Genomic DNA, 18,689 nt, shown 5'->3' on the forward strand with positions numbered 1-18,689 from the left:
TAAGTTAGATTTTTTCCACATCGGTAATTGTTCGTTCAAGTTCAGTATATGAATCAATTACGCGTAATACTCCCTGAATCACTTGTTCTGCATGTTTCTGCTCGGTAGAAATTGTCACAATGCCAAGCTTTGTGCGTTGCCACAAGTCATGATAATCCAATTCAGTAACAGCTACATTAAAATCATGCTTTAACTTCGAGATTAACCGTTTAATAACGGAGCGCTTTTGCTTTAAAGAACGTCCCTCATACAACATGCACTCTACTTCAGCATATAGGATCATTTGCGCTCAATTTCTTCCATTACAAATGCTTCAATGACATCTCCTTCTTTAATATCATTGAAATTTTTGATTGTTACGCCACACTCGTAATTTTGGGCTACTTCTTTGACGTCATCTTTAAATCGTTTTAATGCTGCGATTTCGCCTTCGAATAACACAACACCATTGCGAATGAGGCGTACACCTGAATCTCTGGTTAGTTTTCCATCTGTAATATAACTACCCGCAATCGTACCTATTTTCGAAACTTTAAATGTTTCTCTTACCTCAGCTTGGCCAATTACTTTTTCTTCATATTCTGGATCAAGTAAACCTTTCATCGCTGCTTCGATCTCTTCGATTGCTTTGTATATAACTCGGTGAAGCCTTACATCTACTTTTTCAGATTCGGCAGCCTTCTTCGCATTTGCATCAGGTCGTACGTTAAATCCGATCACGACCGCATTTGAAGCAGCTGCAAGAATAATATCTGATTCCGTAATTGCACCGACCCCAGTATGAATAATCTTAATATTGACGCCTTCTACTTCAATTTTTCGTAAAGAAGAAGCAAGCGCCTCTGCAGAACCTTGTACGTCTGCTTTAATAATGATATTAATTTCTTTCATATCACCTTGTTTAATTTGTTCAAATAAATCATCTAGACTAACTTTCGATTGTTCACTTCGATTTTCTTGAATATGTTTTTGTTGACGGGCCTCCCCAATTTGACGCGCCTTTTTCTCATCTTTAAAGACAAGGAACTGATCACCTGCTTGAGGAACATCGTTTAATCCAGTGATCTCCACTGGTGTCGATGGCCCAGCATCTGTAACACGTTTACCAAGCTCGTTTACCATCGCTCGAACACGCCCATGCGTATTTCCTACAACAATCGAATCACTTACATGTAATGTCCCGTTTTGAACAAGTAGGGTAGCAACAGAGCCTCTCCCTTTATCAAGTTGGGCATCAATAACTGTTCCAAATGCAGTAGTATTCGGATTGGCTTTTAATTCTTCTACTTCTGAAACAAGTACAATCATTTCTAGTAAATCATCAATACCTTCCCCTTTTATTGCTGAAAGGTTCACAAAAATAGTATCTCCACCCCAGTCTTCGGGAACCAGTTCATATTCTGTTAATTCCTGCATCACACGATCTGGGTTAGCCCCTTCTTTATCCATTTTATTTACAGCGACGATAATCGGTACTTCTGCAGCCTTAGCATGGTTGATCGCCTCAACGGTTTGCGGCATAACACCATCATCAGCGGCTACTACTAGAATTGCTACGTCTGTTACTTGCGCACCACGTGAACGCATGCTAGTAAAGGCAGCATGACCAGGTGTATCAAGAAACGTGATTTTTTTGCCATCATTATCTACTTGATAGGCACCGATATGCTGTGTGATTCCACCAGCTTCCCCTGCAGTTACTTTTGTATGACGGATGGAATCCAAGAGTGTCGTTTTCCCGTGGTCAACATGCCCCATAATAGTGACAACTGCTGGTCTTTCTACCAAATCCTCAGGCTTATCTTCTTTAATATATTTATCAAAATCAGTATCTTCTAAAATAATTTCTTTCTCAACTTCTACCCCAAATTCATCGCATATAAGTTCGATTGAATCATCATCAAGATCCTGGTTTTTAGTAGCCATTACACCTAGAAACATTAATTTTTTAATTATTTCCGAAGCCTCTTTATTCAATTTCTCTGCTAATTCACTTACCGTTAACGTACCATGGTAAGTAATTTGCTTCGGTGTCTCTTTCTTTTCAGGTTGCTGCTGTTGTTGTTTACCAGCAGGCTTATTACTCCCTTTGCCTTTTTTACCTTTTTGATTTTTCCCATGAGGTTTTTGCTGATGTTTATTTGGCTTATTTGATTTTTTCTTTTGATCTTTTGGTGCCTGTTTCTGTTTGTTCTGCGTATTATGAAAACCATTCTTACCAGCCGGTTTTGCATCTTGTTGTTTCGGCGCTTCCTTTTGTTCTGGCTGTTTAGCTTTCTTAAATTGATTATCTAATTTTGTTACCACTTCTGTAGATATCGTTGACATGTGATTTGTTACTTCTTCGCCTTGCTCTTTTAAAAAGGATACTACCTCTTTACTGGATATGTTATTTTGTTTTGCATATTCATATACACGCATTTTACTCATACGTTCACCCCCGAATTTATTACCCGAGTAACGACCTTATCTTATCAGCAAACCCTGCATCTAAAATGGCAATTGCTACTCTATGGGTTTTTCCAATAGCATTAGACAGTGTATCTCTATCATCAACTATGGCAAATGGAACATTATAGGATTTGCATTTGTCTGTTAGTTTCTTTTTTGTTTGAGGACCAACATCATTTGCAATCAAGACAAGCTTTGCACGATTTGATCGGATATGTTTAAGAATGGAGTCTTCTCCAATTGAACATTTACCCGCACGAAAAGCTAAACCTATAAGATTTAAATATTTATTTTGATTCATTTTGATTACTCACAAACTCTCGTAACTCATCAAACAATGAAGCATCCACTTCCGCATTGAGATGTCTACTAAGAATATTTGAAGTTTCAGCTTTGTCAATTACGCCTATATCTTTGGATAGGTAAGCGCCTCTCCCATTTTTCTTTCCTGTTGGGTCAACAAAGACTTCTCCTTCTTTGTTACGCACAATGCGTATTAAATCTTTTTTTGGTTTCAATTCATTTGTAACTACACATTTCCGAGTAGGGATTTTTCTTTTCTGTGCCACGTCATATCCCCCTTATTCAAAAATGTCTTCTTCGTTATTAGAGTAGGCTTCTTCTTCATTTAGAAGCCCCTCTTCACGCGCTTCTGATTCACTCTTAATATCAATTTTCCAGCCGGTCAATTTAGCAGCAAGCCTCGCATTTTGACCACGTTTCCCAATTGCTAATGATAGTTGATAATCAGGAACAATTACGGTTGTTGCTTTTTCTTCTTCATCAACTAATACTTCAACAACTTTGGACGGACTTAGCGCATTTGATACATAGACGGTCGGATCCTCTGACCATTCGACTACATCTATTTTTTCGCCTTTTAATTCATTCACAATCGTTTGTACACGTTGTCCTTTTTGTCCAACACAAGAACCAACTGGGTCTATTTCAGGATCTGGCGCATGCACAGATATCTTTGAGCGGTCTCCAGCTTCTCTTGCAACAGATTTAATCTCAACAATACCATCATATATTTCAGGCACTTCCATCTCAAATAGACGTTTTAATAGACCTGGATGCGACCTAGAAATATAAATTTGTGGACCTTTACTCGTGTTTTCTACTTTTGTAACAAATACCTTAATTCGGTCATGTATATAATATTCTTCAGTTGGCATTTGTTCCGCTTCGGCAAGTTTAGCTTCAATCTTTCCTAAGTTCACATAAACAAATCGAGAATCTTTCCGCTGGATAATACCAGTCATTACATCTTCTTCTCGATCTGAATATTCCGAGAAGATGACACCGCGTTCAGCTTCTCTTACTCGCTGTGTAACTACTTGTTTAGCAGCTTGAGCAGCAATTCTCCCAAAGTCTTTCGGTGTAACTTCAACTTCTACAACGTCATCGACTTCATAATTAGGATTTATTTCTTTTGCTTCATCAACGGTTATTTCTTCTTGATTGTCATCTACCTCTTCAACAACCGTTTTTCTGGAAAACACACCCATTTTACCAGTCTCTTCATTCAACTCAACACGAACATTAGTCGCTGATTTAAAGTTCTTTTTATAAGCAGAAATTAGAGCTGCTTCTAACGCTTCCAATAGAATATCCTTATCAATACCTTTTTCTTTTGCTAAATGATCAATTGCATCAAACAACTGCGTGCTCACCTTTTTTCTCCCCCTTTAGAACGTAACAGCAAGTCTGGCTTTAGCCACCTTGTCATATGGAATTTCTACTGATAATTTACGCGTTTTTGATTTATATTCAATGGTTAATACATTGTTTTGAAAATCCTTAAGTATTCCTTCATACACTTTCTCGCCATCGATTGGCTCATACAGTTTAACATAAACATTTTGATTTACATGTTTTTCAAAATCTTCCTTCGTTTTTAACGGTCGTTCCACACCAGGTGAAGATACTTCTAGGAAATAAGCATTCGTAATTGGGTCTGCTTGATCTAACTTCTCACTTAGTTCCTCAGATACCTCTCCACATTCTGTAATATCGACACCACCATCCTTATCAATATAAACTCGGAGAAAACGATTTTGACCTTCTTTTACATATTTAATATCAACTAACTCAAGATTCTTTTGTTCCAGGATAGGAAGAACTAATTCTTCAGTTGTTTTAATAACTTGAGAACTCAACTCATATCCTCCTTTATGCTGTTTTTACATACTAGTATAGACAACTATTTGTATTTTCATTTTCATAACCTTATTTCAATATAAAACCCCTGCCGAGAGTTGTGGCAAGGGGGGCAATAAACAAAAGTTGAAAAGAGGTATGAAGAAAGAGTGGGCATAGACCCACTCTTTCAAAAAGTTCGTATCATTACTTACCAAAATAAGTATACCATACGGTTACAAACCACGCAAGCTTATCAGCTCTATTATCACTATTTCCAAGTTCGGCTTATAATAAACATGGTTTTTTCTACTAATCTATGCTTCCTATTTAAAAAAGAGATAATTGATTTTGTTCTGCCATTCCTTCTAAACATCCATGATTATCTAGATACTCTAATACCGTTTTAGATATTTTACTACGCTCACGAAGATCTTCTTTTGATAAGAATTCTCCTTCTTCCCTTGCTTTTACTATATTAATAGCAGCATTCGTTCCTAAGCCATCTACAGCATTAAATGGCGGAATTAGTTTATCACCATCAACAATGAATTCTGTAGCGCTAGAGTTATATAAATCAACTTTGCTGATGGAGAAGCCTCTTTCACACATTTCTAATGAAATTTCTAAAACGGTTAATAAACTTTTTTCTTTTGGAGATGCATCGTTTCCTTTAGCAGCAATCCCTTCCATACGCTTACGAATAGCTTGAGAACCCTTAATCATCGTATCTAATTCAAAATCATCAGCACGAACAGTAAAATATGCAGCATAAAAGAAAATCGGATGATGTACTTTGAAATAGGCAATTCGTACAGCCATTAAAACATAGGCGGCAGCATGAGCTTTCGGGAACATATATTTAATCTTCTTACAAGATTCAATATACCAATCTGGTACATCATGTTTCTTCATTTCTGTTATCCATTCATCCTGCAAGCCTTTCCCTTTTCGTACAAATTCCATAATTTTAAATGCTAATGAAGCGTCCAACCCTTTATGCATGAGATATACCATTATATCATCACGACATCCGATAACGTCAGGTAATTCACATATCCCATCATTTATTAACTCTTGCGCATTACCTAGCCATACATCTGTACCATGCGACAACCCGGAAATGATCACTAATTCTGCAAATGTATTTGGTTTCGTATCTTCTAACATCTGTCGTACGAATTTTGTTCCAAACTCAGGAACACCCAATGTTCCTGTTTTACAATTAATTTGATCTGCAGTTAGCCCAAGTGCTTCTGGACCCGAAAAAATCGTCATGACATCAGGATCATCTGTGGGGATGGTTTTAGGATCTATTCCGCTTAAATCTTGAAGCATCCTAATTACGGTTGGATCATCATGTCCTAAAATATCTAGCTTTAACAAATTGTCATGAATCGAATGGAAATCAAAATGGGTTGTTCTCCATTCACTTGTACGATCGTCAGCAGGAAATTGAATTGGTGTAAAATCAAAAATTTCTTTGTCTTCCGGTACCACAATGATTCCACCAGGGTGCTGCCCAGTCGTTCGCTTCACCCCAGTACAACCTTGAACTAGTCGATCTACCTCTGCATTTTTATAGACGAGCTGTTTATCGGACGCATATCCTTTCACATAGCCATATGCTGTTTTCTCAGCTATTGTACCTATTGTTCCTGCACGGTAAACATTTTCCACCCCAAACAGCTCTTTTGTATAATTATGGGCGCGGGGTTGATACGTACCAGAAAAATTCAAATCGATATCTGGAACCTTATCCCCTTTAAATCCAAGAAACGTCTCAAAAGGTATGTCTTGACCATCTTTTGTAAGTGGTGTTTGACAGTTAGGACATTCTTTATCCGGTAAATCAAATCCACTACCAACTGAACCGTCCGTAATAAACTCATTATAATGGCAGGTTTCACATACATAATGTGGAGGTAATGGGTTCACCTCTGTAATCTCGGTCATCGTTGCTACAAAAGAAGATCCAACCGATCCACGTGAGCCTACTAAGTAGCCATCATCTAACGATTTTTTAACAAGTTTATGGGAAATCAGGTAGATTACTGCAAATCCATGACCGATAATACTTTCTAATTCTTTTTCTAATCGATTCGTAACAATTTCGGGAACAGGTTCCCCATAAATTTTTTTCGCACGCGCATAACATAAATCACGCATTTCTTGGTCTGCACCTTCAATCGTAGGTGTGTACAAGCCATCTTTCACTGGCGAAACAGATTCAATTTCTTCCGCGATCAGTGATGTATTGGTAACAACTACTTCTTTCGCTTTCTCTGCACCGAGAAAATGAAAAGCTTCTACCATTTCATTTGTTGTTCGGAACGGTGTTTCCGGTAATGTTACTCGATTCAATGGATTTCCAGCTTGAGAAGCTACTAAAATTTGTCGGTAGACTTTATCATGATCATCAAGGTAATGCACATTACCTGTTGCTACCACACGTTTTTCTATGCGTTCCCCTAATTTAACTAATTTTTTAATAATATCCATGATTTGTGCTTCATTTTGTACGAGGTCTTTTTCAATCAAATGGGAATAGTTTGCTGGTGGCTGAATCTCAATATAATCATAGAAATCAGCAACACTTTCAGCTTCTTCTTCGGATTTTTGCATCATCGTTTCGAAAACTTCGCCTTGATCACATGCTGATCCAATAAGAATCCCATTCCTCATTTTTTGTACTAACGACCTCGGGATTCGTGGAACGCGATAAAAATAATCAATATGTGCATGTGATACTAATTTATAAATATTTTTAAGCCCTTCTTGTGTTTGGGCCAGTAAAATACAGTGAAATGGCCGGGATCGTTGATAAGCATTTCCTTCTCCCATATGATTATTAAGTTGATTATGATTTATAATTTCTTTTTTCAACAATGCTTGTACTAGTTTCCACAATAAATAGCCCGTTGCTTCAGCATCATAAATGGCTCGATGATGCTGGGTAAGTTCAATGTCTAAATGCTTACATAATGTATTTAATCGATGATTTTTTAATTGTGGGAATAAGAATCTTGCCAATTCCAATGTATCAATAACAGCATTGCTAGCTTTTTCATAATTTATTTTTTTAAAACCTTGATTTAAGAAGCCCATATCAAAGCTAGCATTATGTGCTACGAGAATACCATCACCCATCCACTCATGAAAGTCTTTTACTACATCGTCTACTTCAGGTGCATTCTCTACCATATCATCTGTAATCCCAGTAAGGTCTATCGTCGTTTGTGATAGTGGATGATGTGGATTAGCAAAAGATTCGAAACGATCTATGATTTCACCTTGGTGAACTTTAACTGCGGCAAGCTCAATAATAGTGTCATACACTGCAGATAATCCAGTAGTTTCTACGTCAAATACAATATATGTACCTGTTTCTAAATCCAAATCACTTTCGTTATAGGCGATAGGTACACCATCATCGACTAGGTTTGCTTCTACTCCATACAGCACTTTTATATCATGTTTCTGACCTGCTGCATATGCATCGGGAAATCCTTGTACTCCACCATGATCCGTAATGGCAACTGCTTTATGTCCCCACTTCGCTGCTTGACTAATTAAATTTGCTGGTGAGACTACCGCATCCATTTGACTCATTGTCGTATGAGCATGCAACTCAACTCTCTTTTCATCATCTGGAGCAAGATCCTTACGGGGGGCTACTTTTACTTCATGTATATCATTAGCCATCATGGCTAATTCATTTGTGTACATATCTGTTTGAATACTGCCCCTTGCTTTAACCCACATGCCTTCCTTAACAGCTTCAAATTTTTCAGCATCTTCATCGCCTTTAGAGAACATTTTAATTTGTAGTGAATCCGTATAGTCTGTAGCCTTTATAATTAGTAGACTACGACCTGAACGTAATTTTCGAATCTCAGCGGAAAATATATAGCCTTGCACGGTAATTCTACGCTCTTCTTCAAGGATTTCTTCCATCGAAATCGGCTCATCTTGAATTTTATAGCCAAGCATAACTGGCTTATTGTCATTTTGCGTTTTATTCTGATCACGCTTTTCCTTCTCTTGAACAGTTTTACGAACGAGTTGCTGATCTTCTAATGCTTTTTGCTCTTTAAACTTTTGAAAATCTGCTTCTTCGGTTTTGACCTCAATTCGTAAAGAATACGTGGACAAGCCTGCCTTGGAGCAATACTGCCTAAATGTTTCCTCTAAACGTTTTTTTAAAGCCGTAGCCTCAGCTTCATTTCTTGCAGTTAACATAATATTATTATTTTCAACCCGAGGAGTTTGGTTCTGGACCATTTCTTTGTAGGCAGGTGAAAGGTTGGTAAATGATTGTATAAAATGCTGCCAGTACTTTGAAGTTGTTTCTACATCACATGTTTTATCTTCTGCTTCAATAAATAAATCCACTTCCGCTATTTGCTGAAAGCTCTCTTTTAATTTACTACTAAAAACTTGATACACTTCCCAAGGAAGTACTTGTTTTGTATAAATATGAAAATGCCATGATTTCGTCTGTTTATACACTTCCAATTTATTTAAATAGCTGCCAGAGAAATAAGGTAAATGATCATCTGAGATCTGTAATTGTTCTAACAGTACATCCATTTTCTCGTTCCTTGAAATACTCATTTTCATCCTCCTGTACCGTCAACGAATCAAATGATTCTCTAGTCTTAAAATAACACATCTATTATAAAGATGGAAAACCCCTGCCTGCACATCTTTGACAAGGGTTTTCTCGTTTCAATTGTTATAAAAATAATCGTTGAATGTCGTTCCAAGTTACAATAATCATGAGTAGCATTAACAATGCAAAGCCCACAAAGTGAAAGAGACCTTCTTTTTCGGGAGAAATAGGTTTTCCCCGCACCGCTTCCAGGCCAACAAATAATAAGCGCCCACCATCTAACGCTGGTAATGGTACTAGGTTGACGATTCCTAAGTTAATGCTTAACATCGCTGTCCACATCAGGAAGTTCATAAAGCCAGTTTGCACTATCTGATCCGTTGCATCGTAGATTCCAACAGGACCAGAAAGCGTCTCGATCGGTAATTGTCCAGTAATTAACATTCCTAGATTTGTCAGGATTAGTTTTGTTGTATCAAAAGTTTGTGTAAAACCATATGTGACCGTACCTAAAAGTGACTTTTCAAACGCTTGGTAAACACCAATTTGGCCAAATGCCGGTTGTCCTTCCGTAGCTGGTACTTCTTTAGGTACTACTGTTAATGGTACTTCATCTCCTTCACGTTGAACAACTATATCTAACTCTTCACCAGGATTATCTCGTACAATCGTAGTGAATTCTTCCCATGTTGAAATAGGTTGATCTTCAATTTGAATTATCTCGTCATCGCTTTTTATACCTGCTTCTTGTGCAGGGCTATCTGGTTGTATTTGTCCCATTTTCGCTTCTTCAACAGGGACACCTTGAATAACACCAAGGATTAAAAAGATAACAATCGCAAGCACAAAGTTCATCATTGGACCAGCAAACAACTGCATTGCCCTTTGTCCAACTGATTTAGAAGCAAATTGACGGTCATAAGGAGCTATTTGTGTTTCCCTTTCGTCCATCACAAATGATGCTTTTGGATCAACTTCAAAACATAACCTTTCCTCTTGATCATCTACATCATAACCATTAATTTGTAGTTTATGATCTAAATCTGATTCTTCAATCTCAATAATTCGAGCATTTGGATGCTTTGATTTATGATTGACGATTATCTTATCTACTTTTCCAGATTCATTAAACTCAAGACCGACATGATGACCTGGCTTTAAGTCTATAATTTCTGGATCCTCACCAGCTACTCTTACGTATCCACCAATCGGAAGGAGACGAATGGTATATACTGTTTCATTTTTGGTGAACGAGAATATTTTCGGGCCAAATCCAATTGCAAATTCACGAGCCAGCATTCCAGCGCGTTTAGCAAAAATTAAATGGCCCCATTCATGAATAAATACAAGTAGCCCGAACATCAATATAAACGCGATAACTGTAGTCAAATAGAGCACCTTCCTTTAAAGAAGTATTAATCTTTTATAGCTTCATTCTCATTATATTCCCTTGCAACTCTAAATATTTGTCATTGCTTAGTTAAAAAATCCAACGAAATGTAAAATAGGCATCACAAATAATAAGCTATCAAATCGGTCTAAAATCCCTCCATGACCAGGAAGAACATTGCCGGAATCTTTCACGCCATAATGCCGCTTAAACGCAGATTCAACTAAATCACCAATTTGCCCAAAAACCGATGCCAATATGGATACACAAATAATTCCAATGAATGTGTTCTCGACTGGGTAAATAAACTGAAAAATAACACCGACTAGTACTGCGAGTGCTACACCACCTAATGCACCCTCTACTGTCTTATTTGGACTTATTTTTGGCCATAGCTTATGTTTACCGAAAGCTCGTCCAAAAAAATAAGCTCCTGTATCTGTTGCCCATATAATTAAAAAGATGTATAAGATTGTAGCTAAGCCCTCTATCCCTTCTCCTCTAGCAATAGTTAAATAATAAAAACCCATTCCTAGGTAGATGGCAGAAAGTAAGACAACACCTGCATGATCAAAGGTAAACTTGTTTTTAACTAAGACGGTGTACGATAATAGTAAAAGTACAATTAACATAAGGATGTCTGATTTTGTTAACCAAGCTAAGTCTATACGTTCACTTAATAAAAAGGTCCATAAAAGACCGATTCCTAATAAAGAAGGGATCGAGTACTTTGCAATACTCCCCATTCTAATTAATTCCAAAAAACCAATTGTTGCCATTACATAAACAAAGAGATTAAACGGCGTCCCTCCAATGATGACAAAGGGTACGAACAAAATTAGTGCTATGATAGCTGTTATAATCCGTTGTTTCATACGATTCTCACCTAAATTCCGCCATAGCGTCGTTGACGTTGTTGATATTCCTCAATTGCTTGTTGAAATACTTCCTCAGAAAAATCTGGCCATAGAACATCTGTGAACCAAAACTCTGTATAAGCTAACTGCCATAGCAGAAAATTACTTAACCGCTGTTCTCCGCTCGTACGGATTAATAGATCAGGGTCACTAAGCCCTCGCGTATACAGATACTTTGAAAAAACTTGTTCATCTAAGGAATCAATTGAAATTTTTGCTCCATTAACATCTTCCATAATTTTCTTGATCGCATGCATAATTTCGTCTCTACTTCCATAGTTTAAAGCAAAATTAAGCAATAATCCATCATTATTCTTCGTTTTATTCATTGCATGTTGAATGGTGTCCTTCGTATGCTTGGGGAGAGCCTCAAAATCCCCTATTGTTTGAATCCTCACATTCTTCTCCATTAATTCCGGTAAATGAACATGCAGGAATTCCTTCGGCAATTTCATTAAGAAATCAATTTCTTTTTTTGGCCTTTTCCAATTTTCAGTAGAGAATGCATAGAGTGTTAACACTTTTATATTGCATTGATGAGCTGCCCTTACCACCTTTACAACTGAATTAACACCTTCTTTATGCCCAGCAATTCTCGGTAAAGATCTTTGTTTTGCCCATCTTCCGTTTCCATCCATGATGATAGCTACATGATCTGGAGTATTCTCTTTATCAATTGTAGTTAATTGACTTAGTTCTTTTTGTTTATTTTTTATAAAAGGAAGTCTTATTGACATTTTTTGTCCTCCGAATGCTGTTGATTATCCATGTCATTTCTACCATATTATCTATATGTCGTAAATGTTGATTCTATGAAATCCATTGGATAAATCATCGTTATTCACTCAAATCATTTAATATTATAACGATTTTTGCGTAAGAATACAAAAGCCCCCTTAAACAAGAGGGCTAATACATCTTATTTTACATGGTCTTGGACTAAACTTCCATAATTTCTTTTTCTTTATCTTTAGCTAGTTGATCTATTTTAGCTATGTGGTTGTCTGTTGCTTTTTGTACATTATCTTGTGCACCACGTACATCGTCCTCAGAAAGCCCATCCGCTTTTTTCAATTGATCATTTGCTTCTCGGCGAATATTTCGGACCTGTACTTTTGCTTCTTCTGCATACTTGCCTACCACTTTAACTAGATCTTTACGACGGTCTTCCGTTAACGTCGGGATATTAATCCGAATGATATTACCATCACTTGATGGTGAAATTCCCAAGTCAGCCTTTTGTATCGCCTTTTCAATATCTGAAATCGCTGATTTATCAAATGGGGTAATTACAAGTAATCTCGCCTCCGGAGCTGTTACAGACGCCAACTGATTTAGCGGTGTATTCATTCCGTAGTATTCTACAAAAACACTATCTAATAAATTCGGGTTCGCTCGACCTGCTCTAACCGTAGCTAAATTTTTTGAAAAAGCTTGAACAGCTTGTTCCATTTTGTCTTTCATTTGCTTCATAATGTCATCAGACATCATTATTTCCCCCTTATTGTGGTTCCAATAACTTCGCCTTGGACCACGCGTTTAATATTTCCTTCTTCCATGATTGAGAACACAACTAATGGGATATCATTATCCATACATAATGTGGAAGCAGTAGAATCCATGACACCGAGCCCTTCATTAAGCATTTCCATGTAAGATAGGTTTTCATACTTCTCTGCATCTTTATTAATCTTAGGATCGTCGGTGTAAACTCCATCCACATTATTTTTAGCCATTAAAATAACCTCTGCTTCTATCTCAGCAGCACGTAATGCTGCAGTTGTATCTGTTGAAAAGAATGGATTTCCAGTACCAGCAGCAAAAATGACAACACGCTTTTTCTCCAAATGACGAATTGCTTTTCTTCGTATGTATGGCTCTGCTACTTGTCGCATTTCAATTGATGTCTGTACTCTAGTAGGAATGCCAATATTTTCAAGTCCATCCTGAAGGGCGAGCGAATTCATGATTGTTGCCAACATTCCCATATAATCAGCAGTAGCACGATCCATACCCATTTCACTGCCAACTTTGCCACGCCAGATGTTGCCACCACCTACAACAATAGCAGTTTCTACACCTAGTTCTGCGACTTCTTTGACTTGATTAGCGATGGACTGAATTATTTTAGGCTCAATGCCATACCCTTCTTCGCCACTCAAAGCTTCTCCACTTAATTTAAGTACGATTCTACGGTAACGAGCTGTTGTCATAATAACCTCCATAGAAAATATTTTTTTGTAGTTGATTGTTTTGAGGATATATGGAGAAATAGGGAACAACAAACAAATGTGCTCCCTACCTGACCAATAATTTACTTTTTGATTTGATTCATTACTTCATCTGCGAAGTTTTCTTCTCGTTTCTCCATACCTTCGCCTACTTCATAACGAGTAAAGGTCTTCACAGAGGCACCTTTATCCGCTACGTATGTTTTCACTTTTTGATCAGGGTCTTTTACAAAGTTTTGATCGAGCAGACAAATTTCTTCAAAGAACTTGCCGAGACGGCCTTCAACCATTTTTTCAACAATTTTTTCTGGTTTACCTTCATTTAAAGCTTGCGTTTTCAGTACTTCACGTTCTTTATTGACTTCTTCTTCAGATACTTCATCACGAGAAACATAACGAGGATTTACTGCAGCTACATGCATAGCAACATCTTTAGCTACTTGATCATCCGTTGTTCCCTCTAGTAATGTAAGTACGCCAATACGTCCACCCATATGCAAGTATCCACCAAAGGCATCATTGTCTGTTTTCGTTAAGACAGTGAAACGACGAAGGGAAAGTTTTTCTCCAATTTTTGCAACTGCAGAATTAATAAAGTTTTCGACAGTTTCTCCGCTGCCTTCCATTTCTTGTTGCATCGCTTCTTCAACCGTATTTGGCTGTTTGTTAAGCAATTGTTTTCCTAAGTCATGAAGCAATTGTTTAAACTGATCATTCTTTGTTACGAAATCCGTTTCACAGTTTACTTCAAGTAATACAGCAACATTACCATCAACAGCGATGTGTGTAGCCCCTTCAGCAGCAATGCGATCTGCTTTTTTGGCAGCTTTAGAAATACCTTTTTCACGTAAATAGTCAACGGCTGCTTCAATATTTCCATCTGTTTCTTGTAGTGCTTTTTTACAATCCATCATTCCTGCGCCAGTTTTTTCACGTAACTCTTTTACTAATTTTGCAGTAATAGCCATTCAAAAATCCTCCTTAAGAAATAGACAATGTTTTCTTTAAAAAGGGTGATAAAAGGCTCTCATCCTCTTATCACCCTCACCTTTCAATTGAATTACTCTTGTTCAGTTTCAGAAGCAGTAGCTACCACTTGCTCTTCTTCAGCTTCAACTACTTCTGTTTCTTCTCCTTGTTTCACTTCTAAAATAGCATCCGCCATTTTTGAAGTCAAAAGCTTGACTGCGCGAATTGCATCGTCATTAGCTGGAATGACATAATCAATTTCATCAGGATCACAGTTGGTATCCACAATTCCGATAATTGGAATGTTTAACTTATGTGCTTCTGCAATCGCAATACGTTCTTTACGTGGATCAATAACAAACAACGCATCAGGTAATTTGTTCATTTCTTTAATTCCACCAAGGAATTTAACTAAACGATCTTTTTCTTTTAACAAATCAACGACTTCTTTTTTCGGTAGTACTTCAAAAGTACCGTCCTCTTCCATACGCTCAATGTCTTTTAGACGGTTAATACGTTTACGGATTGTTTGGAAATTCGTAAGTGTACCACCTAACCAACGTTGATTCACAAAGAACATTCCAGAACGCGTTGCTTCGTCGCGAACAGAATCTTGCGCTTGTTTCTTCGTTCCAACAAACAAGATGGTTCCGCCATCTGCAACAAGTTCCTTCACATAATTGTATGCTTCATCAACCTTCTTCACTGTTTTTTGTAGGTCAATGATATAGATTCCGTTACGTTCTGTAAAGATGTACTTTTTCATCTTTGGATTCCAGCGACGTGTCTGATGTCCAAAATGCACACCAGCTTCAAGCAGCTGTTTCATTGAAATTGCTGACATTAAAAATTCCTCCTAATTGGTTTTTATCCTCCGTTCAGATCATCTTCATAAACAGACCTTTCAATCAAAGGCACCCTAATTATAAATTACTGAACGTGTGTAATTACGTACTTGTTCTTTCTATGAACATAGTATTCACACCAAAAAATAATATATCATAATGCATGAAGGTTATCAAGTAGTAATGACAAATTTTCGTAATAAATGGCATTATTTAACGAATGGATTGGTGATACTGAAATTTAATTATCAATTCTGCCTCTGTTTTTCCACAATTTAACTCTCTAGCAATTTCAGTAATTGATTTTCCATTTGAATACATTTGTAATACTCTTGCTTGTAGCGAGGCTTCTACTTGATCCATTTCGCTTATAGGCAAGTCTATATTTTCTTCATTTGATTGTTCACCTGCTGCATCCGGGTTAGCAGCTATTTGCTCTTTCGAATAATTGGCCTCATTTGTAACTCCCTGTGATAGCTGTCTTTCTAGATGCTGATTTTCCGTTTTAATTTCATCTAGATAAGATGCCAATAGTGTTTGTAATTCATTGGCATTCACTTGTTGGGATCGACTTAACTTTAACAAATAATAGATGGTGATAAAAGAGATACCATGTAACAGAAAACTAATAATTAATAAGAATGAAGTCATTAAATCCTTCCCTTTGAGCTTTATTTCTATACTATTATGTGTAAACAAATTTATCGCAAGCGATTAAGATAAGGCTTGTATCTTTTGCAAAGTCGCTCGTAACTTTACGATCGATTTTTTGTGTATTTGTGAGATTCGAGACGTGGTTAATCCGAGTACTTGTCCAATTTCCGTCAACGTCAATTCTTCGTGATAGAAAAGACTAATAACCAGTTGTTCATTGTCATTCAACGAAGTAATTCCTTCCATTAATTCCTCTTTTAATTCATTTTTTAGTAATTCTTCCTCAGGAGTAGTTGCTGTGCCATCAGGGATCGTGTAACCAATTCCTTCTTTTAATTTCAGTTTCTGATCATTCGGTTTTTCTTCAATTGAAAGGATATTCGCTACAAGTGAGTCACGAATAGCAGCTTCTACTTCTTTAATTGACATTCCTGTTCCCTCTGCAATTTCTGCTACGCTTGGATTGTGATTTTTTTCCTGCTCTAATCGTTGAGATACTTGTTCAATTCTTTTGGTTTTATCCCGTAATGATCGCGGTAACCAGTCTTCCCTTCTCAATCCATCCATGATTGCGCCTTTAATTCGAAAAGAGGCATATGTATCAAATTTCAGTTCTCTGCTTACATCGAATTTCTTTAATGCATCGTATAGCCCAATTAACCCAAAACTCCTTACATCTGACTTTTGAACATTACTCGGCAAATGACTTGCAATTCTCTCCACATGGAAACTTACTAGATACATATATTTATCAATTAGCATATTAGCAGCATTTTGATCTTGATCATTTACCCAATAATCCCATAGTTTCTGTTCATGAAGAGTTTCATTTACGGTCATTCCATTCACTCCTCTTACAATATACTTAGCAATTATATATAGACAGCCTCACAATTTACCTTTCTTATCTTCAACTTACTTGTTGCTGGATCAAATTCTATCGTTCTTCCAGTGTTACCACCTACATCAGAAGAAATAATTGGAATATGAAGGTCACTTAATTGTGTTTGAACAGCTTCTGTATTCCTAGAACCAATACTCATTAAATTAGACCCTTTAGAGAACTGAAACATTTGCGCTCCTCCAGCAATCTTTGCCTTTAAATAATCTTTTCGGGCACCATTTGCCACAAGTTGATGAATTAAAGATTCAATAGCTGTATCCGCGTATTTATATGGGTTGGCATTACTTTGTCTAGCAAGCTTTGAATTGGGTAATAAGATATGCGCTAAGCCAGCCACTTGTATACCCTCATCATAAATCACTACTCCAATACAAGAACCTAGACCAGAAGTGCGTATTATATTCGGAACTGTTATAACATGTAAATCAGCAATGCCGACTTTAATTACATTCTCTGTTTTATTCATGTTCATTAATTCCTAAGGACTGAAATAGTTCATGGAATGCATCTGGATCGGGAACAAATAGAAAGCTACCGTTAATTTCATCCTGTAAAGTAGAAGGGTTCATTTTTGTATCAATAATAATCGCGCAGTCAGTAATTTGTGATAACTCTACTAAGCCTGCTGTTAATATTGCTCCAGCCATATCTAAACTAAAATAAGGGACAGATGGGTACATATTGATCTGTGTCAAATCAGATAAAGCTGATATATAAGCACCTGTTAGTATATTACCTACTTCTTCTAAGACCGAAATGGCTAATGTATTAGATGGCGAATCCGATAATTTCACTTCTGGCTTTTGAATGATCTCTTGAATTAAGTTTTCTGCTTCGTTAACCGATAAGATGAAATATACTGTTCCTGGTGCCTCCCCTTCTATTCGAAAAACAATTGCCGTTATAATTTCTTCAGGTCCGCCTATCAAACCCATTATTTCTTCATAATTCACCATTTTGATTACCGGGGCTTGCATGTCAATCCTTCTATTAACTAACTTAGAAAGAGAAGTTGCCGCATTTCCTGCTCCAATATTACCAATCTCACGCAGAACATCTTTTTGTAACATGGTTAAGTTTGATATTTCCATTTCTACTATCCTTCAACAGATTTTAATTCGTGAATTTCATCTTCTGTTAATACACTCTGTAAATCAAGAAGTATAAGTAGACGAGTTTCTAGTTTGGCTACACCTTCAATATAATCCGCATCAACGGACCCTATTACTTCTGGTGCTGGCTCTATTTCACTTTCCGGAATATCGATCACATCATTTGCTGCATCAACGATTAAGCCAACCTCCATGTCATCTACATAAACAATAATAATTCGTGTAGATTCATTAAAAGCGGATTCCTCCATCCCAAAGCGCAACCGCAAATCGATAATGGGCGTGACTACTCCTCTTAAATTAATGACACCTTTCACAAAATTTGCTGTTTGCGGAACTCTGGTAATGGGAATCATTCTTTCTATTGATCCTACTTGTAATACAGATACTGCATATTCCTCATTTCCTAGTTGAAAAACAATTACTTTTCGATTACTCATTACTTCATTTTCCATGTTA

Annotated in this window: 19 protein-coding genes; all 19 read right to left on the bottom strand. The window is 37.0% G+C overall.

Annotated elements, in window-relative coordinates; all coding sequences use genetic code 11:
• Nucleotides 1-4: 4 nt before the first annotated feature.
• Nucleotides 5-283: a DUF503 domain-containing protein gene (locus M948_RS36805; RefSeq protein ID WP_021291537.1), complete on the bottom strand. Its 279-nt coding sequence runs from the start codon at nucleotides 281-283 to the stop codon at nucleotides 5-7.
• Nucleotides 280-2,430 carry a translation initiation factor IF-2 gene (infB, locus tag M948_RS36810; protein WP_021291538.1) on the bottom strand — a complete coding sequence of 717 codons (2,151 nt, stop codon included), beginning with the start codon at nucleotides 2,428-2,430 and terminating at the stop codon, nucleotides 280-282. Before infB ends, M948_RS36805 begins: the two co-directional genes overlap by 4 nt.
• Before the next feature lie 19 nt (nucleotides 2,431-2,449).
• Nucleotides 2,450-2,752 carry a L7Ae/L30e/S12e/Gadd45 family ribosomal protein gene (locus M948_RS36815; protein ID WP_021291539.1) on the bottom strand — a complete coding sequence of 101 codons (303 nt, stop codon included), beginning with the start codon at nucleotides 2,750-2,752 and terminating at the stop codon, nucleotides 2,450-2,452.
• Nucleotides 2,739-3,020, bottom strand: a complete 282-nt coding sequence (gene rnpM / locus M948_RS36820) for an RNase P modulator RnpM (protein ID WP_021291540.1) — start codon at nucleotides 3,018-3,020, stop codon at nucleotides 2,739-2,741. The genes M948_RS36815 and rnpM overlap by 14 nt, the downstream gene beginning before the upstream one ends.
• A 12-nt stretch (nucleotides 3,021-3,032) precedes the next feature.
• Nucleotides 3,033-4,127 (bottom strand): transcription termination factor NusA, encoded by a 1,095-nt coding sequence (nusA, locus tag M948_RS36825; protein WP_021291541.1) that lies wholly within the window; start codon nucleotides 4,125-4,127, stop codon nucleotides 3,033-3,035.
• Between the two features lie 15 nt (nucleotides 4,128-4,142).
• Nucleotides 4,143-4,613, bottom strand: a complete 471-nt coding sequence (gene rimP, locus M948_RS36830; protein WP_021291542.1) for a ribosome maturation factor RimP — start codon at nucleotides 4,611-4,613, stop codon at nucleotides 4,143-4,145.
• A 310-nt stretch (nucleotides 4,614-4,923) separates the two neighbouring features.
• Entirely contained in the window at nucleotides 4,924-9,210 is a 4,287-nt protein-coding gene (locus M948_RS36835; protein ID WP_021291543.1) for a PolC-type DNA polymerase III, read from the bottom strand.
• Between the two features lie 121 nt (nucleotides 9,211-9,331).
• Complete coding sequence (gene rseP, locus M948_RS36840; RefSeq protein ID WP_021291544.1) at nucleotides 9,332-10,597, bottom strand: RIP metalloprotease RseP; 1,266 nt, start codon at nucleotides 10,595-10,597, stop codon at nucleotides 9,332-9,334.
• Nucleotides 10,598-10,684: 87 nt separating this feature from the next.
• Nucleotides 10,685-11,473 (bottom strand): phosphatidate cytidylyltransferase, encoded by a 789-nt coding sequence (locus tag M948_RS36845; RefSeq protein ID WP_021291545.1) that lies wholly within the window; start codon nucleotides 11,471-11,473, stop codon nucleotides 10,685-10,687.
• A gap of 11 nt (nucleotides 11,474-11,484) precedes the next feature.
• Nucleotides 11,485-12,252, bottom strand: coding sequence for an isoprenyl transferase (locus tag M948_RS36850; RefSeq protein ID WP_021291546.1), 768 nt, complete (start codon nucleotides 12,250-12,252; stop codon nucleotides 11,485-11,487).
• Nucleotides 12,253-12,454: 202 nt separating this feature from the next.
• Entirely contained in the window at nucleotides 12,455-13,003 is a 549-nt protein-coding gene (frr, locus tag M948_RS36855) for a ribosome recycling factor (protein ID WP_031335588.1), read from the bottom strand.
• A gap of 2 nt (nucleotides 13,004-13,005) precedes the next feature.
• A complete protein-coding gene (gene pyrH, locus M948_RS36860) occupies nucleotides 13,006-13,728 on the bottom strand; it encodes a UMP kinase (RefSeq protein WP_021291548.1) in 723 nt (240 codons plus the stop codon).
• 101 nt (nucleotides 13,729-13,829) lie between these two features.
• On the bottom strand, nucleotides 13,830-14,714 hold the full coding sequence (gene tsf / locus M948_RS36865; protein WP_021291549.1) for a translation elongation factor Ts: 885 nt from the start codon (nucleotides 14,712-14,714) through the stop codon (nucleotides 13,830-13,832).
• Nucleotides 14,715-14,806: 92 nt separating this feature from the next.
• Nucleotides 14,807-15,559: a 30S ribosomal protein S2 gene (gene rpsB / locus M948_RS36870; RefSeq protein ID WP_021291550.1), complete on the bottom strand. Its 753-nt coding sequence runs from the start codon at nucleotides 15,557-15,559 to the stop codon at nucleotides 14,807-14,809.
• A gap of 214 nt (nucleotides 15,560-15,773) precedes the next feature.
• Nucleotides 15,774-16,211, bottom strand: a complete 438-nt coding sequence (locus M948_RS36875; RefSeq protein WP_021291551.1) for a DUF6115 domain-containing protein — start codon at nucleotides 16,209-16,211, stop codon at nucleotides 15,774-15,776.
• Between the two features lie 63 nt (nucleotides 16,212-16,274).
• Nucleotides 16,275-17,054 (bottom strand): FliA/WhiG family RNA polymerase sigma factor, encoded by a 780-nt coding sequence (locus tag M948_RS36880; RefSeq protein WP_021291552.1) that lies wholly within the window; start codon nucleotides 17,052-17,054, stop codon nucleotides 16,275-16,277.
• A 32-nt stretch (nucleotides 17,055-17,086) separates the two neighbouring features.
• Nucleotides 17,087-17,584: a chemotaxis protein CheD gene (locus tag M948_RS36885; protein WP_021291553.1), complete on the bottom strand. Its 498-nt coding sequence runs from the start codon at nucleotides 17,582-17,584 to the stop codon at nucleotides 17,087-17,089.
• Nucleotides 17,577-18,209, bottom strand: a complete 633-nt coding sequence (locus tag M948_RS36890) for a chemotaxis protein CheC (RefSeq protein ID WP_021291554.1) — start codon at nucleotides 18,207-18,209, stop codon at nucleotides 17,577-17,579. Before M948_RS36890 ends, M948_RS36885 begins: the two co-directional genes overlap by 8 nt.
• A 5-nt stretch (nucleotides 18,210-18,214) precedes the next feature.
• A complete protein-coding gene (locus M948_RS36895; protein WP_021291555.1) occupies nucleotides 18,215-18,685 on the bottom strand; it encodes a chemotaxis protein CheW in 471 nt (156 codons plus the stop codon).
• Between the last annotated feature and the right edge of the window lie 4 nt (nucleotides 18,686-18,689).

Source organism: Virgibacillus sp. CM-4, from assembly GCF_000445495.1.
Lineage (GTDB): Bacteria > Bacillota > Bacilli > Bacillales > Amphibacillaceae > Virgibacillus > Virgibacillus salexigens.